This is a genomic window from Coleofasciculus sp. E1-EBD-02 (assembly GCF_040218245.1).
Taxonomy (GTDB): domain Bacteria; phylum Cyanobacteriota; class Cyanobacteriia; order Cyanobacteriales; family Coleofasciculaceae; genus Coleofasciculus.
Genome location: NZ_JAVJQN010000060.1, coordinates 13,631 through 40,276, shown reverse-complemented (window position 1 = coordinate 40,276; position 26,646 = coordinate 13,631). Strand labels below are relative to the sequence as shown.

Here is a 26,646-nt window from a genome sequence, read left to right as displayed (position 1 = left end):
ATCTTTACAATCGGAGAGATGGGGGAGATGGGGAAGCTGGGGGAGATGAGGAAGTTAACTCAAAACTCTACCTTACCTATTGCCTATTGCCTATTGCCTATTGCCTATTGCCTATTGCCTATTGCCTATTGCCTATTGCCTGTTCCCTGTTCCCCGTTCCCTGTTCCCCGTTCCCTGTTCCCTGTTCCCTGTTCCCCGTTCCCTGTTCCCCGTTCCCTGTTCCCTAACCAATGACAAATCCCAAATATTAGAGTAAAGTAAACAAGTGTAAAGAAACTTGTACCTTAACCTGATCTTATCTCCCGCTTAAAATATTTCACCCCTGTCCATTGTTTTGTGTATCGCAATGCTGGATCTTTTTAAACGATTTTTGGTAATCTTGGTAGCGTTTTGTCTGGCTGGCTCTGTTTGGGCGATCGCACCATCCGCTCAGGCTTATAACAACCCCGATCTACTCCCGGAAACCCAGACGCCCATTATTGACTTGGCGAACCTGCTCCCCCAGCTTCAGGAAGAAGCCTTAATTCAAGACATAGAAAGCTTTGAGGCACAAACAGGCTGGAAGCTGCGGGTATTAACTCAATATGACCGTACACCCGGTTTAGCCGTTCGCGATTACTGGGGACTCAATGATAAAAGTGTTTTACTGATTGCTGACCCACGAGGCGGTAACCTGTTGGGCTTTAACGTGGGTGACGATTTATATCAATTTCTACCCCGTACCTTTTGGGTAGAGTTACAGACACGCTTTGGTAATCTCTACTTTGTGCGCGAGAATGGGGAAAACCAGGCAATTGTCCAGTCATTAGACACCGTTAAAACGTGCCTAAATAAGGGTGGATGTAACGTTGTTCCGGGCTTGCCTCAAGAACAGTGGATTCTTACCTTGATTACCTCTTTGGTGGGTGGTGTCGTTTTGGGATTTGCCGCGATTCCGCGCAAAGATGGACAGCTTGTGGCTTGGCAATGGGCATTAATCTTTTCTCCCTTGTGGGGTATTCTCTTCATTGCTTTCGGAATCGGTCCAGTTGTCACTCGGACGGCTGAATGGTTGCCTTTATTCCGGAATGTCTTGGCGTTTGCGCTAGGGGCGTTAGTGGCTTACCTGTCACCGTTCATTGGTCAAACGACAGCGTCGGATATGTAATTGGTCATTGGTCATTGGTCATTGGTCATTTGTTTTTTCTAGTAAGGGCGCACGTCTATCATTGGTGTCAACTTAAGCTCAACCCCTCACCCCCAGCCCCTCTCCCACGCCAGCCCTCACCCCCAGCCCCTCTCCCAAGCTTGGGAGAGGGGAGCAAGAGGGGAGTAAGAGAATCCGATCCCCCTTCTCCCCAGGGAGGGATACTGCTGGCGAATTTAACATTCTGCCCTAGAATGACCGAAATACGTTAGAGCGGCTAACGATTTTATTTGATTTCACGCTATGCCAGTAACATTCGCTAGCAAAGTCAGGTCCGGAGTTGGGGTTAGGGGATGAGGGGGAAAATGTCGAGGAGTAGATAGACACAGGTTAAAACCTTGCCAGCATTGGTTTTCTACCTTAAATTGACACCAATGCACGTCTATGCGCCCCTACAGTCTTACTTGCTGACAATTCCTGACCACTGCACCTTTTTTTGCTGAGTGCGACGATAGGAGAAGAAATACTCCGGTTGCTGATAGGTACAGTGAGGCGCGATCGCGACTTGTTCATCCTGGAAGCCGAGTTGTTCGAGTTGTATGGCGTTCACCCGCCGTACATCTAACCGTACTCGCCCTGGATGGGGATCTTCCCAAATTGGGGAATGGGGAAGCTGCTGTAATTCAGCCAAAATCGATTCAGACGTATCTGTTTTATCTGGGGGGATAATGCTAGAACCTACTTCTATGGCGACGGTTTCCGAAACTTGATACACTTCTGGCGCGATCGCAGGTCCCATGGCAACCCTAAGATTGTCTAAGCGGCTACCTGTTTCTAGGAATCGTGCGATCGTATTTGGCACAATTCGAGCTGCTGTTCCTCGCCATCCCGCATGAATCGCCGCGACTTGTCCCGTTTGTTTATCGCCAATCAGTACAGGCGTACAGTCAGCCGTACAAACCCACACCGCTTGCTGGGATTGTTCTGTGAGGATACCATCAGCCTCTGGCTTTTCCGGTGTCTGAGTCTCCTGTTGAGTAACTGAAACCACAATTTCCGAGGGTGTCAAGACAGTATTGCCATGCACTTGGCGTACCCGATAAACATTCGCTTCAGGCTGTAGGGCTTCTACAATTTGGTCAGGGGGACGAGGGGAAAAGGCGGAGGTGAAGAAGCCGTGACGCCAAGGTTTGAGAAGGCTACAGGTTAGATACGGTAAGTTGTCCCACGTTTGCCAGTGCCACGTATGCATTGATTTTTGTTCATTGTTCATGGTAGGTAATTGCGAAGCGTCAAGCAAGCTACGGGTTCATTGTTCATTGTCTGCTGTGTCCCAGAAAATTTACATAGGAAACACTATTCCATCAAGGGAAGGTCAGGAGTACAATAGGCTAGCTTAGCTAATCTTTAAGCTGTAGTGGTACTTAATCAACAAACTCTGGAAATAGCCCTGCAAACCGTCACGCCACAGCTATCCCACTCTGGACTCCCAGGACTTCAAGATATCGGGGATTGTCCTATCTACTTATTTGACAGCCTATCGTCTACTAATCAAACCCTCTGGGAATTGCTGGATAGAGGAACCTCACCTCCTACCGTTGTTATCGCGGCTCAACAGACGGCTGGACGAGGACAGTGGGGACGGCAATGGCAATCGGAGCAGGGTGGGCTATACTTATCGTTGGGTTTAACCACGAATGTGGAAGCATCCAATAGCGCCCAGCTAACGATGTGCAGTGCTTGGGGTATTGCTACAGCGTTAAGATGCTATGGTATTCCTGTCCTGATTAAATGGCATAATGACCTGCTGTTGTTGGGTGATAAGTTGGGGGGGATTCTCACCGAAACTCGACTGTCTCAGGGGCAGATTACTAAAGCGGTGATTGGGGTAGGCATTAACTGGAGTAATCCTGTGCCAGACACAGGGATTAATTTACAATCCTTTTTTGCGACTCAACCCATGAGTCCATCCGTAACCTCCCTAGAAATGTTAGCCGCAATCGTGATCCAGGGATTGCGATCGGGATACCACTACGGGTTAGAATCAGGCATTGATAATTTACGGTTGTCCTATCAAAGGTTACTGTTTCATCAGGGAGCCTCGATTCAAGTCAACGGACATCGTGGCATCGTTAAAGGCGTCACGTCAACGGGTGATCTAAGAGTTAGCGTAAACTCAGCACAGGCAATGGATACAAATGCTGATACCACCATCAGTCCCGAAATTCACCTCAAGCCCGGTACAATTAGTCTGGGTTATTCTCAAGAGGTGCCTTGAGTCCCAACGTTAAATTTTACGGGTTGAGTATGAGTTGTTTGAATTACGGAATCGGTGTTCTTGCCTAATTAAATTCCCTTAAATTGACTAAAAATTTTTACTCGATATTAGATTGAGAGTGAGCCATGAGGAGTGAGTCGCAAATGAATAAAGAAACCGTCGCCAATTCCACCCCAACGGGCGTATTTTATCGGTATCCCTGGCTGAAGCAGGGCATCAGTGTGATGGGAGGACTTGGTGTTCTCAGTAGTGGTTTAGTCGTTGCTCAAACTGATGCACCAATCGACGCAGGCACAGCCCCAGCCGCACCGCCTGCTCCCCCAGCGATTAAATTTACCCCGCCGCCCCCAGCACCTCCTGCCCAGCCTAAACCTGCTGCGCCACAAGCTATTGTTGCACCGCCAGCCCCAGCGCCAGCGCCTAAACCTGCCTACCGTCCCCCTGCTCCCCCAGCGCCTAAACCTGCGGCTCCTGCACCGGTTACTGTTAGTAAGCCTCCAGCCCCGGCTCCGGCTGCACCCACACCCAGAGTGGCGACACCTCCAGCGGCAAAACCGAGACTGAACGCGCCGAATCTATCCATTCCAGCTCCCGCTACCTTAGCCAAACCTCCGAAGGTTATTGTTAATCCGTCCCCGGCTCAGACAGCAACTCAAACCCCAGCCGCGCCGAATAATAGCTATATTGATTCGACGAACTACAGTATTGGGGCAACACGGGGAACTGAAAAGCCCACTGTGGTTGTGACGGAGCGGTCAACAGGGTGTCAAACCGTGTCGCGCAATGGACGATTGACGAGTGGGAGTTGTGGGGGTCAAGCGACGCCAACATCACGAACAGTGGCAGGGCGAATTCAACCTCAACCCCCTCAACCTCAGGGAGGAACTGGTGGAGCCGCAACTCGACTTCCTACACCTCCAGTTGCTGTCAATGCCAGTGTGAGACGCCCAGTCCGTTCAGTTCAACGGGTTGCCGTGTCTGGCAATTCTGGGGGCAGACAGTTTACGCGCCGTCCTCCTGTCTCCTCTCTATCCCCAACGGCATCATCCAAAACTACTCCCACGGGTCTGACGTACTATAATTTCTCCAACCGACCCCAGGGACGTACTATCGTCGGTAATGCCAGCTTTATTTTCCCCTTAACCATTCCGTCGGCAATTAGCTCAGTATTCGGGTGGCGCACCCATCCGATTACGGGGACATCTCGTTTCCATGCGGGTACCGATATCGCCGCCCCGACGGGGACACCAGTTTTGGCGGTGGCTCCGGGTGAGGTGGCTACGGCTGATTACTTAGGCGGCTATGGACTAACGGTGATTTTGCGCCATGAGGAAGGGACTCAGGAAAGCCGCTATGCTCACTTGTCAGAAGTTTTTGTGCAACCGGGTGAATCGGTGGATCAGGGTAATGTGATTGGGCTGGTTGGTAGCACCGGATTTTCCACGGGTCCACATCTTCACTTTGAATGGCGTCATCAAACTACCGATGGTTGGGTGGCGGTTGATGCTGGCGCTCATTTAGAATATGCTATGGCTCAACTGATTGAAGCGTTGCAGGTGGCACAGGCGATCGAGCAATCGGACTCTTAGAGTAGAAGGAGTAGGGGGAGTAGGGGGAGCAGGGGAAGCTGGGGGAGCAGGGGAAGCAGGGGGAGAATTTTTCCTGATTTTTCCTGTCACTAATCACCAATTTCCCAATTCCCAATCTCCTGCTTTGGGGAAACTGAGAAAGGGCGGGTTTTGAACAAAGGTTATCATTAATCGGACAACGTAATTCCTAAACCCGCCCCTACAGATGAACCCCTACAGATGAACCCCTACAGATGAACCCCTACAGATGAATAAAAGGGGGTGTCTCCTTTCTCACCTCCCCAAGGGTGTCAATAACTGAGTGGGGGTTCGGGTTTTCAGCTATACTTTGGCTTCTAGGGACTTGAGATATTCGGTGTTGACACCGGATTCGCGGATTAGGGCAATTTTTCCTGTCCGGGCGACTTCTCGCAGTCCAAACTTGCTCAAAATCTGGACGATCGCGACCATTTTTCCAGGGTCTCCCACAACTTCAATGGTTAGGGAATCTTCGGCAATATCGACCACCCGCGCCCGGAAGACTTGGGCAAGTTCAATAATCTCCGATCGCGTGGAACTGGTGCCGTTGACTTTGATCAACATTAATTCCCGCTCAACACAAGGCGTGGTGGTAATCTCTTGAACCTTGATCACATTGATCAACTTGTAGAGTTGCTTGGTGAGTTGCTCAATCGATCGCTCATCCCCAGGCACTACCATCGTAATCCGGGAAATCCCAACTTTTTCCGCAGGACCAACGGCGAGACTTTCAATATTGAAGCCGCGACGGGCAAATAAACCAGCGATGCGAGTTAAAACGCCAGCTTCATCTTCGACTAAAACGGAAAGGGTGTGTTTCATCAGCTAACACCAAAGTGGCACAAAGGCAATTGCCTCTTGTTTATGTATAATCGGGTCTCGGCATGAGGCTTTTATATCTTATCGTGGTCTGAAAAAATAACAAGACTTAATTCATCTATTTTTTGACTTTAATCTCGGTGAAACCCAAACCCCGTCATCGGGTATGGCAAAATTAAACGTAAAACGCAAGATTCCAATGACAGCAACCACTCCCTCCCTACCCACTCAATACGATCCCACCACGACCGAAGCTAAATGGCAGACGTTCTGGGAAGAACAGGGCGTCTTTCAAGCCCACCCCGAACAAGGTGGTGAACCCTATTCCATGGTGATTCCACCGCCCAATGTCACGGGTAGCCTGCACATGGGTCACGCCTTGGGACAAACGATTATGGATATCCTAGTTCGCTATAACCGGATGAAGGGGTTTAATACGCTGTGGGTTCCGGGGACTGACCATGCCAGTATTGCGGTGTCCACAATCTTAGATCGGCAACTGAAAGCCGAGGGCAAAACTCGTCAAGATGTCGGACGGGAAACCTATCTGAATCGCGCTTGGCAATGGAAGGAAGAATCAGGGGGTTGGATTGTTAACCAATTGCGTCGCTTAGGCGTGTCGGTGGATTGGTCGCGGGAACGGTTCACGATGGATGAAGGCTTGTCTAATGCGGTGCTGGAAGCCTTTGTCCAACTCTATGACGCCGGACTGATTTACCGGGGTGAATATATGGTGAATTGGTGTCCCCAGTCACAGTCGGCGGTTTCGGATTTGGAGGTGGAAAATAAGGAAGTTAATGGTCATCTGTGGCATTTTCGTTATCCTCTGAGTGAGGGAAATGGGTCAGTGGAAGTGGCGACGACTCGACCAGAAACCATGCTGGGGGATACAGCAGTGGCGGTGAATCCCAAGGATGAACGCTATCAGCATTTAATTGGCAAAACCTTGACCTTGCCGATTATGGGGCGAGAGATTCCGGTGGTTGGAGATGAGTTGGTTGACCCTAGTTTCGGGACAGGCTGCGTCAAAGTTACACCCGCCCATGATCCTAATGACTTTGAAATGGGCAAACGCCATGACTTGCCCTTCATTACTATTCTGAATAAAGATGGCACGCTGAATGAAAATGCGGGCGAGTTTCAAGGACAAGACCGATTTGTGGCACGGAAAAATGTGGTGCAGCGCCTCGAGGCGGATGGATGCCTGGTTAAGGTAGAAGACTACCATCATACCGTTCCCTATAGCGATCGCGGAAAGGTTCCGGTTGAACCCCTATTATCCACCCAATGGTTCGTCAAGATTCGTCCCCTAGCGGATAAAGCCCTGGAATCGCTGGATCAGCATAACTCCCCCAATTTTGTCCCCGATCGCTGGACAAAAGTTTACCGGGACTGGTTAGTTAAATTAGAGGACTGGTGCATTTCTCGCCAACTCTGGTGGGGACATCAAATTCCGGCTTGGTATGCGGTGAGTGAAACGGGGGGACAAATTACCGATAATACTCCCTTTATCGTGGCTCATAGTGAAGCCGAAGCCTTAGAAAAAGCCAAATCACAATTTGGCGAATCTGTCAAGCTCATCCAAGACCCCGATGTCCTCGACACTTGGTTTTCCTCCGGCTTGTGGCCCTTCTCCACCATGGGCTGGCCCCAACAGACGCCAGATTTAGAGACGTACTATCCTACCACCGTATTAGTTACAGGCTTTGATATCATCTTTTTCTGGGTTGCCCGGATGACGATGATGGGCGGATATTTTACCGATCAAATGCCATTCCAAACCGTTTACATCCACGGCTTAGTCCGGGATGAAAATAACAAAAAGATGTCCAAGTCGGCAAATAATGGTATTGATCCGCTGCTTCTGATCGAGAAATATGGAACCGATGCGCTGCGCTATACCTTAATCCGGGAAGTCGCAGGTGCAGGTCAAGATATTCGTTTAGAGTATAATCGCCAGACCGATGAATCCGCATCCGTAGAAGCCTCGCGCAACTTTGCCAATAAACTGTGGAATGCGGCGCGGTTTGTGATGATGAATCTGGATGGGAAATCGCCTCAAGTCTTGGGTTCGCCATTGGCACAGGAAGGGGATACATTAGAGTTAAGCGATCGCTGGATTCTCTCCCGCTTTTACCAAGTTGTTACTCAAACCCGTCAGGATATCGATAGTTACGGTTTAGGAGAAGCCGCCAAGGGACTCTATGACTTTATCTGGGGTGACTTTTGTGACTGGTATATTGAACTGGTTAAACAACGGTTACGCCAGCAGGGAACCCAATCGCGGCAAATCGCCCAGCAAACCCTGGCACATGTCCTGGATGGTATCCTGAAACTGTTGCATCCGTTTATGCCGCACATTACCGAAGAAATCTGGCATACTTTAACTCAAAAGACAGACGAGTGTTTAGCGCTACAACCCTATCCCGCGCTACCCGACTCGGAAACCGAACCGGGTGTATTTCCCATCAATCAAGATCTAGAAAAGCAGTTCGAGTTACTCATTGATGCAATCCGCACCATCCGTAACCTGCGTGCAGAAGCGGGTGTGAAACCGAAGACAAAAGCCCCCGTGATTTTGCAAAGCGAAAATCCGGATGAACGGGAGATTTTACAGAAGGGTGAATCTTATCTACAAGACTTAGGCAAAGTTGATACCTTAACGATTGTGCCAGCCTTAACCGAAGAATTGAAAAACACGATGGCAGGTGTAACGGGTACGGTTCAAGTGATTATTCCTCTAGCGGGTTTAGTTGATGTGGAAACACTTCGCGCTAAGTTAGAAAAAGATCTCAGTAAAATCGATGCTGAAGTCAAATCTCTGTCGAGTCGTTTGGCGAATCCAAACTTTGTCAACAAAGCCCCCGCCCCTATTGTCCAGGGTGCTAAGGATGCATTGAGTGAGTCTATGCATCAATCTGAAATTTTGCGCGATCGCCTAAAGCGACTTTAAAACGATCATAAATTATTCCTCCGTGAAAATCAATTCCTTGCTCATTAACGACCAACAACTAACAGGCTATGCTACATCTGGGTGAAGTGCAAAAAAATGACAAAGACGGCAGCATTGAACTCCAATTGTTAGCCCGTCAAGAATCGGATGATTGCTGGGCAGTCATTAATCCACCAGAAAGCATTTCGCTGGATGGTGCGAACGCCTTTCATCAAGGATCGTTAGTGTTGGTCGATATGTCTGACAATCAAGAGGTTCTGGATATTCAATCTGCCAAGGAGTGGGTATTAAACTTCGTCCACCGATATCTAACTATCGGAATTACCCCCATGTTCTTACAGGAAGAAGTGACCCGCACCGAACAATGGCGACAGGATTTGACGTTACAAAGTCAAGATTTAACTCGTCAGCGTGCTGAAATGGAAGCCCGTCGCGAAAATATTCAAGCCTTGGAAATTGAATTAAAACTCCAACAGCAAGACATGGAGAAACGGGAAGCCAAGTTACAGGATCAATTAGAAAAGTATAATATTACTCTTCCGGATGAGGAAGATGAGGAAGATGAGGGTGATGAGGGTGATGAGGGAGATGAGGAAGATAAGGGAAATGGGTGAAGCAGGGGGAGCAGGGGGAGCTGGGGAAGCTGGGGGAGCAGGGGGAGCTGGGGGAGCTGGGGAAGCTGGGGAAGCTGGGGGAGCTGGGGAAGCTGGGGGAGCTGGGGGAGCAGGGGGAGAATAGGCGTTCCGATAAAACATCTTTTGTAGGGGCGGGTTTTACTACTATCTTTTGAAATGGTGCGTTACGCTACCCTGCGGGAACGCTTCGCGAACGCTAACGCACCCTACTGGCGTGATCCAACCGAACCGTTCAATTATCGCAAATGACAAATGACAAATGACCAATGACCAATGACAAATGACCAATGACAAATGACCAATGACAAATGACCAATGACAAATGACCAATGACAAATGACAAATGACAAATGACGAATGACGACAAATTACCAATCCCCGAACTCAGGATTATTTGGATTATCAGGATTCTGATCTGACATTAACCCTGAACGATGACGATTTGCCGCTATCGTAAAGTCATCATCAATATAAAATGTCACCTGTACAGGTCCATATTCTTCCTCAATCATCCCCTTAATTCGTTCCACCAGTAAAGAAGTTACACCAGCAAATTCAGGATGGATGATTAGGTGCATTTGAATATACACATAACGCCCGACAACTCCTCGTGACTGAATATGATAACAGTGAGTAATTCCGCCAACTTGGTGAGCAATTTGCGCTAGAATTTCGGGAGCGATCGCGGTTTGCTCAACCAGTAGGGGAAATTGCCAGTTGATCACTTGCCAGCAATTCCTCACCGCCACGGGAACCAGGACAATGGCTAGCACTACATCCAGCCAGACTAACCCCGCCTCGACGCCCAAAAGTCCTAGGAGTACAACCAGAGTCAGGCAAACATCCAACAACAGTTGTCGAGCATTAAACCCTAAAGCAGCACTTCTCAGTTGTTTCCCTTGATACCGTCCAACTAATGCCAATCCTAAACTGGTAATGATCACAACGGCGAGTAATTGAATCAGGGGTAAACTTACTCGCACCGGAAACGTCAACCACTCATCTGACGGTTGGTTCAATAATTGTTGCGCTGACATTCCCCAGACATTTAATCCGGTAAACCCAAAAAAGCCAATCAGTAAGAATAGGATCAGGGTTTCCCACTTACCATGACCATACACCGATCGCCTGATGGGATGCTCATGGGCGATTAGCTTATATAAACTCAGCAGGGTACTGAAGCTAACCAGTAACGTCTGCATCGATTCTGCCATAAGACTCAGCGATCGCGTCGCCCAAGCCGCAGAAACTTTAACCGATAAAATAAATAAGGTTAGCCAAAGCGTTGTAAATAGTATCAGACGACTCGTCTGAATGCGATGTGATCCTTCAGTCATGTGTCAGAAGGTAGTGAACCCAACAGGGGAAACTACCCAATAGTAAGCCCAATCTGTGTCTTCTTTCGCCAAGATTGCCAGAGATGGGAAGTAATGTAGAGACGTAGCATGCTACGTCTGGAAGATGGGGAGGTTTTCCCCCTTGTCTACTTTCCTCCCTTGTCCTCCAAGTCTAGTCCCCACCCTAAAATAAAAAACCTACACCTATAAGGGGATGTAGGGGCGGGTTTTACTACTAACATTTCCTTGTCACCCTGATGTAACTAAACCCGCCCTGACCTAACCGTTCAATTATCGCAAATGACGAATGACCAATGACGAATGACCAATGACCAATGACCAATGACCAATGACCAATGACCAATGACCAATGACCAATGACCAATGACCAATGACCAATGACCAATGACCAATGACCAATGACCAATGACGATATTCACCGTTCACGTTAATTGTGTCCACCTACTTATTCCCCGTTTCCTGTATGCTAAATCCTGGTCAATCTCTAAAATCATTCCTAGCTAATGTTGCCGGAAAGCTGCCTCTGAGAACCGTTATTATTGTTCCGTTTGTCCTGCAAATTGTCGGAACCGTAGGATTAGTGGGATATCTCTCCTATCGCCATGGTGAGGAAGCCGTGAGTGACTTGGCGACTCAGTTAGAAGCAGAAATTAGCGATCGCGTCTTTGAACGTCTAACGGCTTACCTCCAAACTCCGCTTCAGGTTAATGCCACAAATGCTGATGCCATCCGCCTGGGTCAACTGGATCTCACAGACCAGAGTAGCTTAAAACGCCACTTTTTGCAGCAAATTCAAGTGTTTGATTCCCTGAATCGTATTTATTTCAGTAACCCTCAGGGGGGACTGGTTTCAACAGGGAATGATGAACGCGGGTTGTCCGTTGCCTTTACCGAGAATTTTACCCAAGGAATTTTAAAAGTTTACAGTGTTGATCCTCAAGGAAATCAGCAGGAATTATTAGTCAATCGAACCAATTATGACACCAGAGAACGCCCTTTTTACCAAACGGCTGTGGCGGCGGGTAAACCAACCTGGAGTCCGATTTATCTCTATGTTCCCGCTGATTTGGGTTTAGGCATTGCGGCGAGTTATCCGTTCTCTGATCAAACCGGAACTCTCCAAGGCGTTTTATCCACCGATTTATCTCTTTCCGCCGTCAATGAGTTTCTGCAAACGTTGGATGTGGGAGAACATGGCAGAGTCTTTATTATAGAAAGAAATGGCTTATTGGTTGCCCATTCCGTTGATACTTTAGCCGTTTACGGTCAAGATACCTCCCAAACTGCTCAACGGATTAGCGCGACTCAAATTAGTGATCCACTCATTCAAACCACGACGCAAGAATTATTATCAAAATTAGGTAATTTATCCAACCTAAATCAATCCCAATCGCTTAGGTTCAAACAAAATGGTGAACGTCAATTTGTTCAAGTTACCCCGTTTCAGGATGAGTATGGACTCAATTGGCTGATTGTTGTGGTTCTCTCTGATGCTGATTTTATGCAGCAAATTCATGCCAATACGCGCACCACAATTGCTTTGTCTGTAGCGGCATTAATCCTGTCTATTGTGCTGGGAATTATTACCGTTCGCTGGATAACGAAACCAATTCTGACGTTAAATAGAGCCGCTGACGCGATCGCACGGGGAGAATGGCAGCAATCCATACCGATTAACCGTAAGGATGAAGTCGGTCAACTGGCAAATTCTTTTAACACCATGGCAGCGCAATTACACCAGTATTTTACTCAATTGCAATCTGCCAATCATGCCTTAACCCAAAGTGAAAGCCGATTGACTCAAATTCTGGCAGCCATACCCGTAGGTATATCGGTTCATGATGTAACTGGACAATTGACCTATGCTAATCAAAAGTCAAAAGAGTTACTGGAAATTGAGACATTACCCGATGCCCAAATCGAGGACTTAGCCGTAACCTATCAGATTTATCAGAGCGACACCCAGCAGTTTTGTCCGGTGGAAAATCTGCCTGTAGTTCGCGCCCTGAACGGGGAACAAATGATAGTGGATGATCTGGAAATTCATCAACGGAGTCGGATTATTCCCGTGGAAGCTTATGCAACACCCTTACTCGATGAAACGGGGACAATTATCGGCGCAATTATCGCCTTTTTTGAAATCACCGAACGCAAGCGAGCCGAGGCACTCCAACGGGATTACAATCATACTCTAGAAGCCAACGTTGCTCAACGAACGGCTGAGTTAAGGGAAGCGAATGAACGATTAAAGCGAGAAATAGTGGAACGTCAGTTACTCGAAGGTAAGCTGTATAGTTCTGAGCAACGGATTCGGACTATTTTTGAGGCGATTAACGATATTATCCTAATTATTGATAGGCAGAAAGCTATCGAAGTTTCCCCGACTAAGCGAACTTACTTATCCCCAGAAGACTCTCACCTGCTAAATATCATTGTCGAGCAGTTTTTTCAAGACCCGGAGGAACTTTGGTTCAGCCAAGTGCAACAGGTACTGGATACCCAGCACACCCTTTATTTTGACTACAATTTAAACCTCGATAACCATGAGACATGGTTGACTATCTCTATTGCGCCTTTGTCTGATCAGGCAGTAATTTGGGTAGCACGGGATATTAGCGATCGCAAACAGATTGAAAACGCTCTCCGTACCAGTGAATACCTGTATCGCGCCATGGCAAGGAATTTCCCCAATGGAGCCATGTTCCTGTTTGACCCTAACCTACGCTATCTGGTGGCGGATGGTCAAGCGTTAACCGAAGCCGGACATCGCGGGGAAGCCTTGCGTGGCAAAACCCTCTGGGAGGTTTTACCACCAGAAAACTGCGCCATGGTTGAGCCACTTTATCATGCCGCGTTAGCCGGAGTTGAGCAGACTCAAGAAATTAACCTCGGAGGGTTCACCTATTTATGTCAGAGTACGGCGGTGAGAAATGATGCGGGTAACATCATCGCCGGGATGGTTGTCACTCAGAATATCACCGATCACAAGCAATTTGAACAAGCCTTAATCAGGAGTGAGAACCGTTTCCAAGAAATTGCCAGAACCGTGAGTCAGTTCTTCTTTGTTCACTCCGTCAGTTCCGGTACGTTTCTTTACGTTAGTCCCGCCTACGAAAGGATGTGGGGACGCTCCTGTGAGAGTCTATATCAAGACCCCCAATCCTGGCTAGAGGCGATACATCCAGAGGATCGTCCGTTGGTTCTCAATTCCCTGAGCCAACAGTTTCAAGGACATTCAGTGAAGCGGGAGTATCGAATCATTCGAGCCAATGGTGAACAACGCTGGATTACTGCTGATATTTCGGTGGTGCGAGATGAGGCGGGAGAACCTTTGCGCTTTGTGGGATTGGTGGAAGATATTACCGAACGGAAACAAGCTGAGTTAGAACTTCAATCTACCAAAGAACGCCTACAATATCTGCTCACCGCGAGTCCAGCGGTTATTTTTAGTTCTCAAGCCGCAGGCGATTACTCCGCCACGTTTATGAGTGAAAATGCTAGCACGATTCTTGGCTATGATGCTGAGAACTTTATCCACAATGCTCAGTTTTGGGCGGTGCGGGTTCACCCAGAGGATATGACGGTGATGAACGAGGTTATGCCGCAACTGTTTGCTCAGGGATATTGTACCTACGAATATCGCTTTTACCATGGCGATGGCACGTATCACTGGTTCGCCACGGAACTGCGTTTGATTCGGGATGAAATGGGGACGCCTGTGGAATGTGTCGGGTATTTAATTGATATCACGGAACGGAAACAAGCTGAGGAAGCCTTACGAGAGCAAGAGGAAGAATATCGTCGCATTGTCGAAACCGCTGATGAGGGAATTTGGAGTATCGACTTGGACGGGAATACGATATTTGTTAACCAGAAAATGGCGCAAATGCTGGGGTATTCGGTTGAGCAGATGCTGGGACAACCCATGTTTGCCTTTATGGATGAGGCGGGGAAAGCCATAGCTACCCAAAACTTAGAGCGTCGCCGTCAGGGAATTTATGAACAGCACGAATTTAAGTTTCGCCGCCGTGATGGTTCTGATTTGTGGACGTTAGTCGCCACCACTCCGATTTGTGATGCATCGGGACAAGCGACGGGAACCTTAGGCATGATTACTGATATCACCAAACGGAAGCAAATGGAGGAATCGTTAAGAGAAAGGGAAGCGTTTTTACGCACCATCTATGAGGGAATTGAAGCAGCTGTCTTTATCGTTGACGTTCTGGAAAATGGTGAATTTCGCTATGTGAGTATTAATCCCACCCATGAACGGATGTCCGGTCTGCGTAACTCAGAAATACAAGGGAAAACGCCACAAGAGGTATTAGCGCCAGACATTGCTGAGGCGGTATGTCAACGGTATCATCGCTGTCTGGCAGCAGGAGAAAAAATAACCTATGAACATTCGCTACAGATTAACGGAAAAGACTCTTGGTGGATTAGTAATTTAACCCCCCTGAAAGACAGCAACTCCCGCATCTATCGACTGATTGGCACGGGCTTTAATATTAGCGATCGCAAACAGATTGAACTCCAACTTAAGGAAAATCAACGGTTTATTGAAAAAATCATTAATGCTTCGCCACAACTGCTTTACCTGTTTGACCCAACGGCGGGAACCGATCTGTATATTAATCGACAATCTCTGGATATCTTAGGCTACACTCCCGCCGAAATTGTCGGACGAGGAATACAGTTTTTCCTGGATGTCCTCCATCCCGATGACTTGCCGTTAATTGAGCGGAATATAAACTTTTGGAACACGGCATCAGATAGCGATATTTTAACCACCGAGAGTCGATTTCGCCATAAAGATGGCTCGTGGCGCTGGTTACTGTCACGGGAAGTGGTATTTGAGCGGGATGAAAATAATCGGGTGATTAGGATTTTGGGAACGTCTCAAGATATTACTGAACTCAAAGAAGCCGAAGATGCCTTGCGACGGTATGAACGGATTGTGTCATCAACAATCGATGCCATTTCCTTGGTGGATAGCAATTACACTTATCAGATTGTCAATCAAGCCTATCTGGATTGGAATCAAAAACACTATAACGAAATTGTCGGACATTCGGTGAGTGAATTGCTGGGAGATGAGGTGTTTGAACAGGTGATTAAACCGAATTTAGATCGCTGTCTGGCAGGTGAAACGGTAAGCTATGAAGAATGGTTTGATTATCCAGGAGGGAAACAGGAATTTATCAGCGTCACCTATATCCCTTACCTGGATGCTAATCAGCAGATTTCTGGCGTTATCGTCAATTGTCGCAATCTCACCGAATTGAAACAGGTGGAAACCCAATTACGGCAAACGAATCAGGAAATGCAAGCCATTTTTGATGCGTTTCCGGATATCCTATTTCGGCTGGCGGCGGATGGCACGATTCTCGATTTTCGCACCAAAAACTATCAGGAGTTATATACCTCACCCGACTCATTTCTGAACCATAAAATTCAAGACGTATTCCCGACTGATGCCGGAGAAAAACTCTATGCCGCGATTGATCAGGTTTTGACAACTGAATCACTGGTTAGTGTTGAGTATTCCCTACCCCTTAATCAGGGTAAACAATACTTCGAGGCGCGAATGGTTCCCCTGAATCAAAATGAAGTCATTGCCCTCACCCGAAATATTAGCGATCGCAAACAAGCTGAACTGGCTTTAGCTGCCTCTCAAGCGCGATTTTCCGGCATTCTAGAAATTGCTAAAGATGCGATTATTTCCGTAGATAGTGAACAACGGATTATCCTATTTAATCAGGGTGCAGAACAAATGTTTGGTTACAAAGCCGCTCAAGTATTAGGTGAACCTTTGGATTTACTCTTACCCCCTCGCGCCGCTACAATTCACCGCCATCACGTCACTAATTTTGCCGAATCTGCGGGTAAAGCCCGACAAATGGGAGAACGCAATGAAATTTTTGGTCGCCGCCGGGATGGAACGGAGTTTCCCATGGAAGCCTCAATTTCTAAACTAGACATTAATGGTGAAATTATCTGTACCGCCATTCTCAGAGACATTAGCGATCGCAAACAAGCTGAACTGGCATTGAGTCAGCAAAAAGGAATTCTCCAGACAATTTTTGATTCTATTCCAATCTTGTTGTGCTTCTATAAAGAAGGGGTTGAGGTAGAATTCATTAACCCAGCCTTTGAGCAAACATTGGGATGGTCACTGGCAGAAATGCGAGATCTTGATATTATGGCAGAGGCTTATCCTGACCCCGATTATCGCGCCTCAGTGTTAGACTTTATGCTCAAAGCCGATGGGACTTGGCAAGACTTTCAGACTCGAAACCGCAGGGGTGAAGTCCTGGAAATTACTTGGGCAAATATTCGCTTACCCGATGGTTCTACAGTGGGAATTGGTAAAGATATCACCGATCGTAAACAGGCAGAATTAGCGTTACAAGAGCGGGAATATCGATTGCGTACTCTAGCCGATAATCTGCCCAATGGTTTAATTTATCAACTTGTTAGAGAAACCAATGGCAAGTTTCACTTCTCCCACATCACCGCCGGAATTGAACGATTAGTCGGCATTAAACCAGAGGTTGTTCTCCAGGATGCCAGTGTTCTGCATAATCTAATTGTTGAAGAAGATCGCCTGATTAATGAGCAATTAACCGAAGTGTCGCGGCGTAATCTTTCGGTTTTTGAGATGCAGATGCGGAAGCGAATGCCTAGCGGTGATATTCAATGGTCTTATTTGCGTTCCGCCCCCCGTCGTTTAGCGGATGGAAGCACCGTTTGGGATGGGATTGAAATTGATATAACTGACCTGAAGAAAACTGAGATCGAATTAGCTAAAGCCAAAGATGCCGCCGAAGCCGCCAATCGTGCCAAAAGTGCATTTTTAGCCTCAATGAGTCATGAACTCCGCACGCCCCTAAATGGGATTTTAGGCTATGCTCAAATTCTTAAACCCAATCCTAATTTAACCTCTAAACAAAAGGACGGCATTGAAATTATTCACCAGTGCGGTGAACACTTACTCACCCTGATTAACGATATTTTAGACCTGTCGAAAGTAGAAGCCGGAAAACTGGAACTCTATCCCGAAGACTTTCATTTTCCCTCATTTATCGTCGGACTCTGTGAAATCTTTCGCCTCAAAGCTATTCAAAAAGATATTACCTTTAACTACAATGATCCTACCCCTATACCGCAAGTCGTTCATGGGGATGAAAAGCGCCTGCGTCAAATCTTAATGAACCTGCTTTCCAATGCGGTTAAATTTACCGATACAGGGACTGTCACTTTTACAGTAAATATAATTCACAAAGGACAAAGGACAAATGACCAAGGACAAATGAAAAATGACAAAATCCGCTTCCAGGTTGAAGATACGGGAATTGGCATGAGTGCCGAAGACTTAGAGACAATATTCTTACCTTTCGAGCAAATTAAGGAAACTTCTCGTCACCATGAAGGCACCGGATTAGGATTAGCAATTACTAAGAAACTCATCGCCTTGATGGGAAGCCAAATTCGGGTTGAAAGTCATCCCGGCGTGGGGAGTAAATTCTGGTTTGAGGTGGATTTACCGGAAGTCTCTTCTTCAGCCAAGTTTATTCCGGCAAAACCGATGGAGACAATTGTGGGGTATTCTGGTGCTAAACGTAAAATCCTGATTGTGGATGATCGCTGGGAAAATTGCGCGGTTCTCAGGAGTGTTTTAGAACCCATTGGCTTTGACATCCAAGAAGCCGCGAATGGACAAGAGGGATTAGACAAAGCGCGGGAATGGCAACCGGATTTGATTCTGGTTGATATTGTTATGCCTGTGATGGATGGGCATCAGATGACCCAAGAATTACGTCAAATCCCTGAGTTTAACACAACCCCAATTACTGCCATTTCAGCTAATGCCTTTGCCAATAACCGCGTTGAGAGTTTAGAGGCTGGCTGTACTGATTTTATTACTAAGCCAATTGCTACAGCAGACTTACTTCAGAAAGTTCAGGTGTATTTAAATGTGTCATGGGTTTATCAGGATAAAGCTGAACCCTCTAACTCTTATTTGGAATCAGGCGATCGCGTAATTCCGACGCAGGAGGAGTTAAGGGTTCTCTATGAAGCGGCGAGTATGGGGGATGTTGCTGGGGTTGAGGAGGAGACGATGCGACTGCAAGATATTAATCCGGATTATATTCCCTTTGCCCTTGAAGTGTTGGAACTAGCGGCTCAGTTTGACTATGACAAAATTGTTGATTTATTGGATAATTGTTTTGGCGATTAGGGACTGGTCATTTGTCATTTGTCATTTGTCATTTGTCATTTGTCATACTCGCGCAAGCGAGTTCTCCACCTTTAACTTTAATGTCCACCGACTTACAGCAGTTTGCTCTGCTATGCGGTACATTGTCGATCCCCCTAAATCCCCCGTGCAAAAAAAGCGAAGCATCCTCTGGTCTCCCCCTTTTTAAGGGGGACGGAAGGGGGATCGAAAAGGGGGACTTTGATTTACTGTACTTTATTACAGCGCAAAGCGCTGTATATCCTAGATAATTTTTCCCATGCAAGTTACCTTTGACCTTCCTGACGATTTAGCACAACGAGTTAACGCTCTGGAGAATTGCTTACCTCAAATTCTGGAACTGGGTTTACGAGAATTTGAAGCTATCACTCATTTTGGTTTTTCTGGGATAGCTGAAGTCTTGGAATTCTTAGCAACTCTACCAACACCCGAAGAAATTATTGCCCTGCGTCCCTCTCCAGCTTTGCAAACTCAAATTCAAACATTGTTGGAGAAAAATCGCACTGTTGGGTTAACACCTGATGAAGAAAAAATTTGGCAAAGTTATGAATATTTAGAACATTTGGTGCGAATGGCTAAGGCTAAAGCATTGCTGAAATTGAAAGATTATAGCAGTACCAAGACAGGTTAGGACATTCTGTACCGTTCCCTGTTCCCTAATCTCCACCGCTAACTTTAATTGTGTCCACCTAACTTAGGGGGAATGTCATTGACTTAAGCTGGGTTCGTAGTAGGCACTTTAGTGCCAGAAGCGCTAAAGCGCTTACTACAAACTCTAAAGTCAGTAGCATTTAACTTAGGGGCGAGTTTAGGGATCAATGTTGATCGTCTGAGATAATTGAACAGACAAAACCCGCCCTCTTTACCCGATCAGCTTTTTGATAGATTTAGTCTAGCGTTGAGCTAGATAAAAACGGCGACAGAGTAATCGGGAAACTGAAGATCGTCTCGTCGATGCTAGCTAAGTTAAATTTTGAGTGAAACTAGACTCCTTATCTACCCCATCCCGTGCCAAGCGAATAGAATGGCATTACCGGGCAAGGGAAACTAAGCTAAAATGTCACTCTATCCAAACTCTCAGTTACATCCAGATTCCCCAAACGAGTTGACGAACGTCTGGGGGGAGATGCAGAATTCTGAAAGCTATGCACAAATTCTAGTCATCGATGATACGCCAGAGAATCTGAAACTGGTTTCGGATTTTTTGAGAGATGCTGGCTTTGAGGTGCGGATTGCTAAAAGTGGTGAGCAAGGGCTGAAACTCTTAGAGAAACTGAATCCCGATCTGATCTTACTGGATGTGATGATGCCAGACATGGATGGGTTTGAAACCTGTCGTCATCTGAAAGCCTGGGAGAAAACCAAAGATATTCCCGTCATTTTTATGACGGCGGCGGTGGATACGTCGAATTCTGAGGCAAAAGTCAAAGGATTATCCTTAGGGGCGGTTGATTATATTAGCAAACCGATTCAACTGGATGAGGTGTTAGCCCGGGTTAAAATTCACCTGCATCTGAAATTATTAACCCAGCAACTCCAGAACCAAAACGCCCAGTTGCACCAAGAAATTCGCGATCGCAAACAAGCCGAAGCCGAGTTAGCCGAACATACGCGGCGCTTAGCCTTACGTTCAGATATCGGATTTGCCTTGAGCTCCGAAAGTGATTTATCCCCAACGCTGTTTCGCTGTACTCAGGCTTTTGTCCAACATTTGGATGTCGCCTTTGCCCGAATTTGGACGCTGAATTCCCAAGACAATATCTTAGAGTTACAAGCCTCGGCGGGACTATACACTCATATTAATGGCGCTCATGCCAAAATACCTCTGAGTGACTCAAAACTAGGTCGCATCGCCAGTCAACGCCAACCCCACCTCACCAATGATATCCTCAATGACCCAGAACTCACTGATCCAGACTGGGCGCGACGGGAAGGAATGGTATCCTTTGCGGGTTATCCCCTGATCGTTGAAGATGAACTGGTGGGGGTTATGGCAATGTTCGCCCGTCATCCCTTATCCCCAACCACTCTGGATACCCTCGCCTCGGTTGCGAATGAAATCGCGGTAGGAATTGAACGCCAGCAACTGGATCAAGCCCTGCAAGAGTCTCAGCGCTGGTTACAGGCAATTAATGATGCTAATCCCAATATTATCTACATTCATGACTGGGTAGAACAACGCAATATTTACGCGAACCGGGAAATCCATGAAATTTTAGGTTATACCCCCGAAGAAATCCAAGAGATGGGGAATCAGGTTCTCTCGCTACTGATGCATCCCGATGATCTTGCCATCCTTTGGGATCATGCACAACGAATTAAACATGCCAACGTGGGGGAAGTCTTTGAGTTAGAGTACCGGATGCGCCACAAAAACGGGGAATGGCGTTGGTTATTTTGCCGAGAAACCGTGTTTAAACAGGATGCAGACGAGACAACCCGACAAACCCTGGGGGCTGCGATTGATATGAGCGATCGCAAAACAGCCGAAGCCAACCTGCGCCTGTCTGAAGCCAGACTCACCGAAGCCCAGAAAATTGCATTTGTTGGCAGTTGGGAGTCGGATCGGCTGACGGGGGAGATTATTTGGTCAACGGAACTCTTCCGAATTTATGGGCTTGAACCTAACCCAAACCCCCTCACCTATAAACAACATCTGAGTTGGATTCATCCCGATGATCGTCCTTTATTTGCCCAACAGGTAAAAAACGCGATCAAGACTCCTCAATCCTACACAATCGAATATCGAATTATCCGCCCTGATGGTGAAATTCGCTATCTAGAAGGTCGCGGTAAACCTGTCTTGAATGCCCAAAATCAGGTGATTAAACTAATGGGAACGGTTCTGGATATAACAGAACGCAAGCAAGCCCAAATTGTGCTAGAACAGCAAAATGATCTCCTGAAACAGATTGCCTCCGATGCGCCCCTCCCGGATATTTTAGCAGCCTTAGCCCAATTTGTTGAGGAACGCTCTGGGCAAATGCGCTGTTCCTTTCTCTTAGTCGATGAACAGGGGAAACTGCGCTTAGGTGCAGCACCGAGTTTACCTGATGCGTATAATCAAGCGATCGATGGTGTGGAAATTGGTGAGGGTGTCGGTTCCTGTGGTACGGCGGCGTATCGCCAAGAAACGGTTATTGTCACCGATATTGCCACTGATCCGTTATGGGCAAATTATAAAGACTTAGCCTTAGCTCATGAGTTGCGAGCCTGTTGGTCTGTCCCCATTTTATCCAGTAATGGCAGCATTTTAGGCACATTTGCCGGGTATTATGACCAACCGCAAACCGCAACTAACCTAGATCAAGACTTAATTGATCAAATTCTCTACCTTGCCAAAATTGCCATCGAACGGGCGCGATCGCAAGCCGCCTTACGCCAGAGTGAAGAACGTTTACAACTAGCATTAGACGCCTCTGGAGATGGGTTATGGGATTGGAATGTCAACACCGGAGAGGTGTATTTCTCCCATCACTGGTTCGATATGCTGGGTTATGAGTGTGATGAACTCCCCGGACATGTCAGCACTTGGGAAAACCTGATCCATGCCGATGATAAACCGGGGGTGATGGAACTGTTGCAGGCGCATTTACACGATCACTCTATTCCCTACAAATTAGACTATCGACTCCGAACGAAATCCGGGAATTATAAGTGGATTTCCAACTACGGGAAAGTTGTGGCTGAGAATGAAAACGGTTTACCTGGGCGGATGACTGGCACTCACCGCGATATTAGCGATCGCAAACAAATAGAATTAGAATTGCAGCAATCAGAAACCCGCGAACGGAAAAAAGCCAAGGCGCTACAAGACACCCTGAAAGAATTAAAACGTACCCAAGCCCAACTGATCCAAACCGAGAAAATGTCCAGTTTAGGGCGCATGGTTGGGGGAGTGGCACATGAAATCAATAATCCCACCAACTTTATCTACGGCAATATTACCTATGCCCGTAACTATTTCCAAGACTTATTACAACTGGTGCAACTCTACCAGCAAACCTATCCCGAACCCACCCCTGAGATTGAGCAAGAGATTCAGGACATTGATTTAGAGTTTCTGGTCGAGGATTGGTCTAAGCTGATTAACTCCATGGAAATAGGGGTTCAACGCATCGAGAAAATTGTGCGATCGCTCAAATCCTTTTCCAAATTAGATGAAGCAGAATTAAAACCCGTTGATATTCATGAAGGCATCGATAACACCCTGTTCATGTTACAGCACCGACTCCGGGCTGAAGGCAATCGCCCAGAAATTCAAGTGATTCGACACTATAGCCAACTTCCCCAAGTTGCCTGTTATGCCAGTCAGTTAAATCAAGTCTTTATCAATATCTTTGATAATGCAATTGAAGCCTTAGACTGTAAAGCCGAACCTCGATTGATTACCATTACCACTGAAGTCTCTAATAATAAAGAATCTGGAGGTACACAGGAGCGTGTAGAGACGTGCCATTGCGCGTCTGAAAGTAAGGGAGATAAGGAGGTTAACTCAACAGTCAGTCAGGGCGGGTTTGGCACAAACATTATCATCAATAGCGAAACGAAAATCCAAAAATTCACCCCTATAAACCAGGTTCCAGATCAGCCTAGCCTTGGGTCAACACTCAACACTCAAAACATCCCCCAATCCATTATTATTCAGATTAGCGATAACGGAATTGGCATGAGTGAAAATGTGCGTCAGCATATCTTTGATCCTTTTTTCACCACCAAACCTGTCGGGAGTGGCACAGGGTTAGGGTTAGCCATAAGTCACCAGATTATCGTAGACAAACATCAGGGTAAAATTAGCTGTGTGTCTGAGTTAGGTAAAGGCACAGAATTTATTATCGAAATTCCCGTTAATTTAAGTGAATCCAGGACATGATATCCAGCGCGATCGCCTTCCCAACTTACCCCGAATTCATGTAATTAACGAAATGTCAACTATCCACGCGATCAAAACTCGGTCAGGGCGGATTTTACCGATAACCTTTGACAAAGGACGCCAGGATGATGTGTAGGGGCGACCCGCTTGCATCAATTCACAACGGCGTCCACTTAATTGACTCGGGTCGCCCTTTACTTAATGGCGCTGTTTTTGAAGGATAACCTGGTGGGTTACGGCGGATATAGGATTAGATGGTTTGTTTCCTCAATGAAGCACCGCCTAACCCACCCTACTATTTGGCGGGGTTGGATTTAGAGACAGGCTGGCTGGTGATTTTCGACCAGCGCCAGGAACTTCCCCCAATTCGCGATCGCACTCCCGGAAATCGTGCCATTGTGGTGATTCGGGGATGAATGACGGGTTTTACCGATAACCTGTGACAAAGGGCGCACGTCGGTGCGCCCCTACGGTTGATTATGGTAGGGGCGACCCGCTTGCATCAATTCACAACGGCGTCCACTCAATTGACTCGGGTCGCCCTTTACTCAATGGCGCTGTTTATAACCTGGTGGGTTACGGCGGATATGGGATTAGATGGTTTGTTTTTTTACGAAGCACCGCCTAACCCACCCTACAGGTGGACACTGCCTGGTGGGTTACGGCGGATATGGGATTAGGGTTGAGGAACGAAACCCAACTCATATCATGCCCGGTTAAACATTCTGACTGTTCACGGGAAGTCTCGAAACCATGCCCGACAATCATTGGCAAGGGTCAAAACTCTCGCACTTGATCGGGGCGGGTTTAGTCACATCTAGGTGAGGAACGAAAGGGTAGTAGTGAAACCCGCCCCTACAGGGTCTCTCATTCAAAACTATTGATACCATAAAGTAACGGGTTTGAAATGATGGGAAAACTCTCAAGAGTTCCCTCCTGCCTTCTGCCACCTGCCTTCTGCCACCTGCCTCCCATGCCCAAATGGTTTAACATAGCCGGTCCGTGCAAAGCCGACATCCACTACATGCTCTCACCCCTAGCGCGACTCCCTAACCTAGACCGACTGATTGAGCAGCAGGGCTACTTTGTCATCCATGCGCCCCGACAAACGGGCAAAACCACCGCCATGCTTGCCCTCGCCCAACAGTTAACTGCCAGTGGACAATACGCCGCCGTCATGGTATCCGCAGAAGTCGGCGCTGCCTTTCCCCATGATCCAGGAGTCGCAGAAAACGCCATGCTGGGCAGTTGGCGCGAGAATGCCGAAGACTATTTACCCACAGAACTCCATCCACCGCAATGGTCTCCCGCTGAACCCGGACAGCGTATCCAGTCCGCATTAAGGGCTTGGGCAAAAGTCTCCCCCCGTCCCCTTGTCCTGTTCATCGATGAAATTGATGCGTTGCAGGATGAAACTCTAATTTCGGTACTGCGTCAATTGCGTTCTGGGTATCCCAAACGTCCCCAACGATTTCCTCACTCTCTGGCGCTGATTGGGGTGCGGGATGTACGGGACTATAAAATCGCCTCTGGGGGGAGTAACCGCTTGAATACCTCAAGTCCCTTTAATATCAAGATTAAATCCTTAACCCTAAGCAACTTTACCGCCAAAGAAGTCGCCCAATTGTACGAGCAGCATACCAACGAAACCGGGCAGGTTTTTGAGCATGAGGCAGTACAGCGAGCATTTGAATTAACCCAGGGTCAACCCTGGTTAGTCAATGCCTTAGCCAAAGACATTGTGGAAGTGATTTTGCCTGATCCGCAACAGGTAATCACAGTGGATCATATCGAGCAAGCCAAGGAAATATTGATTCAACGACAAGATACCCATCTGGATAGTTTAGCTAGCCTACTTCAGGAAGATCGGGTACGGGCGATTATTGAACCCATGCTCGTCGGTCGAGAGTTGGGGGATATTCCCAATGATGATGTACAATTCCTGATGGATTTGGGCTTGTGTTGCATGAGTCCCCAGGGAGGATTAGCGATCGCGAATCCCATCTATCAGGAGGTACTCCCTCGGGTGTTAAGCCAAACCCCGCAAGCATCCTTACCGCAAATTTCCCCCAGTTGGCTGACTCCAGACGGAAAACTTGCTCCAGAGGAACTCCTGAATGCGTTTCTCAGCTTTTGGCGACAGCATGGGGAACCCTTACTCAAAAGTGCGCCGTATCACGAGATTGCGCCTCATCTGGTACTCATGGCATTTTTGCATCGGGTGGTGAATGGAGGCGGTACTTTGGAGCGGGAATATGCTATTGGTACAGATCGGATGGATCTATGTCTGCGTTATGGGGATGTCACATTGGGGATGGAGTTGAAAGTGTGGCGCGAGGGGCGTCCTGATCCGATAAAAGCTGGGTTAGAGCAGTTGGATCGTTATCTGGCGGGGTTGGGTCTAGATACGGGCTGGCTGGTGATTTTCGACCAGCGCCAGGGACTTCCCCCGATTAGCGATCGCACAACCACAGAATCGGCAAAAACTCCCGGAAATCGTGCCATTGTGGTGATTCGGGGATGAATGACGGGTTTTACCGATAACCTGTGACAAAGGGCGCACGTCTGACAAAGGGCGCACGTCTGACAAAGGGCGCACGTCTGACAAAGGGCGCACGTCTGACAAAGGGCGCACGTCGGTGCGCCCCTACGGTTGATTATGGTAGGGGCGACCTGCTTGCATTAATTCACAACGGCGTCCATTCAATTGACTCGGGTCGCCCTTTACTCAATGGCG

Annotated in this window: 18 protein-coding genes; 14 read left to right on the top strand and 4 right to left on the bottom strand. The window is 47.4% G+C overall.

The annotated features are described in order from the left end of the window. Positions 1-227: hypothetical protein (locus RIC07_RS10455; protein ID WP_446394463.1), on the top strand; the 227-nt coding region annotated here is incomplete at its 5' end. A gap of 119 nt (positions 228-346) precedes the next feature. Next, on the top strand, positions 347-1,147 hold the full coding sequence (locus RIC07_RS10450) for a TPM domain-containing protein (protein WP_446394462.1): 801 nt from the start codon (positions 347-349) through the stop codon (positions 1,145-1,147). A 439-nt stretch (positions 1,148-1,586) separates the two neighbouring features. Here RIC07_RS10450 and pgeF read toward each other — a convergent pair whose 3' ends face one another. After that, positions 1,587-2,378 (bottom strand): peptidoglycan editing factor PgeF, encoded by a 792-nt coding sequence (gene pgeF / locus RIC07_RS10445; protein ID WP_446394461.1) that lies wholly within the window; start codon positions 2,376-2,378, stop codon positions 1,587-1,589. A 165-nt stretch (positions 2,379-2,543) separates the two neighbouring features. On the opposite strand from pgeF, the gene RIC07_RS10440 reads away from it, so the two are divergent. The 3 genes from RIC07_RS10440 (at position 2,544) to RIC07_RS10430 (ending at position 5,147) form a co-directional block, all read left to right on the top strand. Next, entirely contained in the window at positions 2,544-3,404 is an 861-nt protein-coding gene (locus tag RIC07_RS10440; RefSeq protein WP_446394460.1) for a biotin--[acetyl-CoA-carboxylase] ligase, read from the top strand. Positions 3,405-3,547: 143 nt separating this feature from the next. Then, positions 3,548-4,993 carry a M23 family metallopeptidase gene (locus RIC07_RS10435; RefSeq protein ID WP_446394459.1) on the top strand — a complete coding sequence of 482 codons (1,446 nt, stop codon included), beginning with the start codon at positions 3,548-3,550 and terminating at the stop codon, positions 4,991-4,993. Continuing rightward, positions 4,947-5,147 (top strand): hypothetical protein, encoded by a 201-nt coding sequence (locus RIC07_RS10430; RefSeq protein ID WP_446394458.1) that lies wholly within the window; start codon positions 4,947-4,949, stop codon positions 5,145-5,147. The genes RIC07_RS10435 and RIC07_RS10430 overlap by 47 nt, the downstream gene beginning before the upstream one ends. A gap of 167 nt (positions 5,148-5,314) precedes the next feature. On the opposite strand, the gene ilvN is transcribed toward RIC07_RS10430, so the two are convergent. After that, positions 5,315-5,833 carry an acetolactate synthase small subunit gene (gene ilvN / locus RIC07_RS10425; RefSeq protein ID WP_006103562.1) on the bottom strand — a complete coding sequence of 173 codons (519 nt, stop codon included), beginning with the start codon at positions 5,831-5,833 and terminating at the stop codon, positions 5,315-5,317. A 196-nt stretch (positions 5,834-6,029) separates the two neighbouring features. Here ilvN and RIC07_RS10420 point away from each other — a divergent pair, with 196 nt between their 5' ends. The 3 genes from RIC07_RS10420 (at position 6,030) to RIC07_RS10410 (ending at position 9,521) form a co-directional block, all read left to right on the top strand. Continuing rightward, on the top strand, positions 6,030-8,783 hold the full coding sequence (locus RIC07_RS10420) for a valine--tRNA ligase (protein WP_446394457.1): 2,754 nt from the start codon (positions 6,030-6,032) through the stop codon (positions 8,781-8,783). Between the two features lie 68 nt (positions 8,784-8,851). After that, complete coding sequence (locus tag RIC07_RS10415; RefSeq protein WP_446394456.1) at positions 8,852-9,397, top strand: hypothetical protein; 546 nt, start codon at positions 8,852-8,854, stop codon at positions 9,395-9,397. After that, the gene (locus RIC07_RS10410) at positions 9,390-9,521 is read left to right on the top strand and encodes a hypothetical protein (RefSeq protein ID WP_446394455.1); all 132 of its coding nucleotides are present in this window, start codon (positions 9,390-9,392) and stop codon (positions 9,519-9,521) included. Before RIC07_RS10415 ends, RIC07_RS10410 begins: the two co-directional genes overlap by 8 nt. Before the next feature lie 265 nt (positions 9,522-9,786). Here RIC07_RS10410 and RIC07_RS10405 read toward each other — a convergent pair whose 3' ends face one another. Further along, the gene (locus tag RIC07_RS10405; RefSeq protein ID WP_446394454.1) at positions 9,787-10,755 is read right to left on the bottom strand and encodes a cation diffusion facilitator family transporter; all 969 of its coding nucleotides are present in this window, start codon (positions 10,753-10,755) and stop codon (positions 9,787-9,789) included. A gap of 287 nt (positions 10,756-11,042) precedes the next feature. After that, positions 11,043-11,195, bottom strand: coding sequence for a hypothetical protein (locus RIC07_RS10400; RefSeq protein ID WP_446394453.1), 153 nt, complete (start codon positions 11,193-11,195; stop codon positions 11,043-11,045). Between the two features lie 44 nt (positions 11,196-11,239). On the opposite strand from RIC07_RS10400, the gene RIC07_RS10395 reads away from it, so the two are divergent. The 6 genes from RIC07_RS10395 to RIC07_RS10370 all read left to right on the top strand — a co-directional run bounded on the left by RIC07_RS10395 (position 11,240) and on the right by RIC07_RS10370 (position 26,433). Further along, positions 11,240-19,018: a PAS domain S-box protein gene (locus tag RIC07_RS10395; RefSeq protein WP_446394452.1), complete on the top strand. Its 7,779-nt coding sequence runs from the start codon at positions 11,240-11,242 to the stop codon at positions 19,016-19,018. Positions 19,019-19,295: 277 nt separating this feature from the next. Beyond that, positions 19,296-19,667 (top strand): hypothetical protein, encoded by a 372-nt coding sequence (locus RIC07_RS10390; protein ID WP_446394451.1) that lies wholly within the window; start codon positions 19,296-19,298, stop codon positions 19,665-19,667. Positions 19,668-20,093: 426 nt separating this feature from the next. Continuing rightward, entirely contained in the window at positions 20,094-23,909 is a 3,816-nt protein-coding gene (locus RIC07_RS10385; protein WP_446394450.1) for a PAS domain-containing protein, read from the top strand. After that, positions 23,893-24,045, top strand: a complete 153-nt coding sequence (locus tag RIC07_RS10380; protein WP_446394449.1) for a hypothetical protein — start codon at positions 23,893-23,895, stop codon at positions 24,043-24,045. The genes RIC07_RS10385 and RIC07_RS10380 overlap by 17 nt, the downstream gene beginning before the upstream one ends. Before the next feature lie 118 nt (positions 24,046-24,163). Further along, a complete protein-coding gene (locus RIC07_RS10375) occupies positions 24,164-24,325 on the top strand; it encodes a hypothetical protein (protein ID WP_446394448.1) in 162 nt (53 codons plus the stop codon). Between the two features lie 557 nt (positions 24,326-24,882). Further along, positions 24,883-26,433 (top strand): ATP-binding protein, encoded by a 1,551-nt coding sequence (locus RIC07_RS10370; protein ID WP_446394464.1) that lies wholly within the window; start codon positions 24,883-24,885, stop codon positions 26,431-26,433. Positions 26,434-26,646 lie beyond the last annotated feature (213 nt).

Excerpts from the sequence above, each read along its gene's own strand:
- RIC07_RS10410 (WP_446394455.1), top strand. The coding sequence starts at position 9,390 with ATGGGTGAAGCAGGGGGAGCAGGGGGAGCTGGGGAAGCTGGGGGAGCA.
- RIC07_RS10420 (WP_446394457.1), top strand. The coding sequence starts at position 6,030 with ATGACAGCAACCACTCCCTCCCTACCCACTCAATACGATCCCACCACG.
- RIC07_RS10395 (WP_446394452.1), top strand. The coding sequence starts at position 11,240 with ATGCTAAATCCTGGTCAATCTCTAAAATCATTCCTAGCTAATGTTGCC.
- pgeF (WP_446394461.1), bottom strand. The coding sequence starts at position 2,378 with ATGCATACGTGGCACTGGCAAACGTGGGACAACTTACCGTATCTAACC.
- RIC07_RS10450 (WP_446394462.1), top strand. The coding sequence starts at position 347 with ATGCTGGATCTTTTTAAACGATTTTTGGTAATCTTGGTAGCGTTTTGT.
- RIC07_RS10435 (WP_446394459.1), top strand. The coding sequence starts at position 3,548 with ATGAATAAAGAAACCGTCGCCAATTCCACCCCAACGGGCGTATTTTAT.
- RIC07_RS10415 (WP_446394456.1), top strand. The coding sequence starts at position 8,852 with ATGCTACATCTGGGTGAAGTGCAAAAAAATGACAAAGACGGCAGCATT.
- RIC07_RS10375 (WP_446394448.1), top strand. The coding sequence starts at position 24,164 with ATGGTTTGTTTCCTCAATGAAGCACCGCCTAACCCACCCTACTATTTG.
- RIC07_RS10405 (WP_446394454.1), bottom strand. The coding sequence starts at position 10,755 with ATGACTGAAGGATCACATCGCATTCAGACGAGTCGTCTGATACTATTT.
- RIC07_RS10390 (WP_446394451.1), top strand. The coding sequence starts at position 19,296 with ATGCAAGTTACCTTTGACCTTCCTGACGATTTAGCACAACGAGTTAAC.
- RIC07_RS10385 (WP_446394450.1), top strand. The coding sequence starts at position 20,094 with ATGTCACTCTATCCAAACTCTCAGTTACATCCAGATTCCCCAAACGAG.
- RIC07_RS10370 (WP_446394464.1), top strand. The coding sequence starts at position 24,883 with ATGCCCAAATGGTTTAACATAGCCGGTCCGTGCAAAGCCGACATCCAC.
- ilvN (WP_006103562.1), bottom strand. The coding sequence starts at position 5,833 with ATGAAACACACCCTTTCCGTTTTAGTCGAAGATGAAGCTGGCGTTTTA.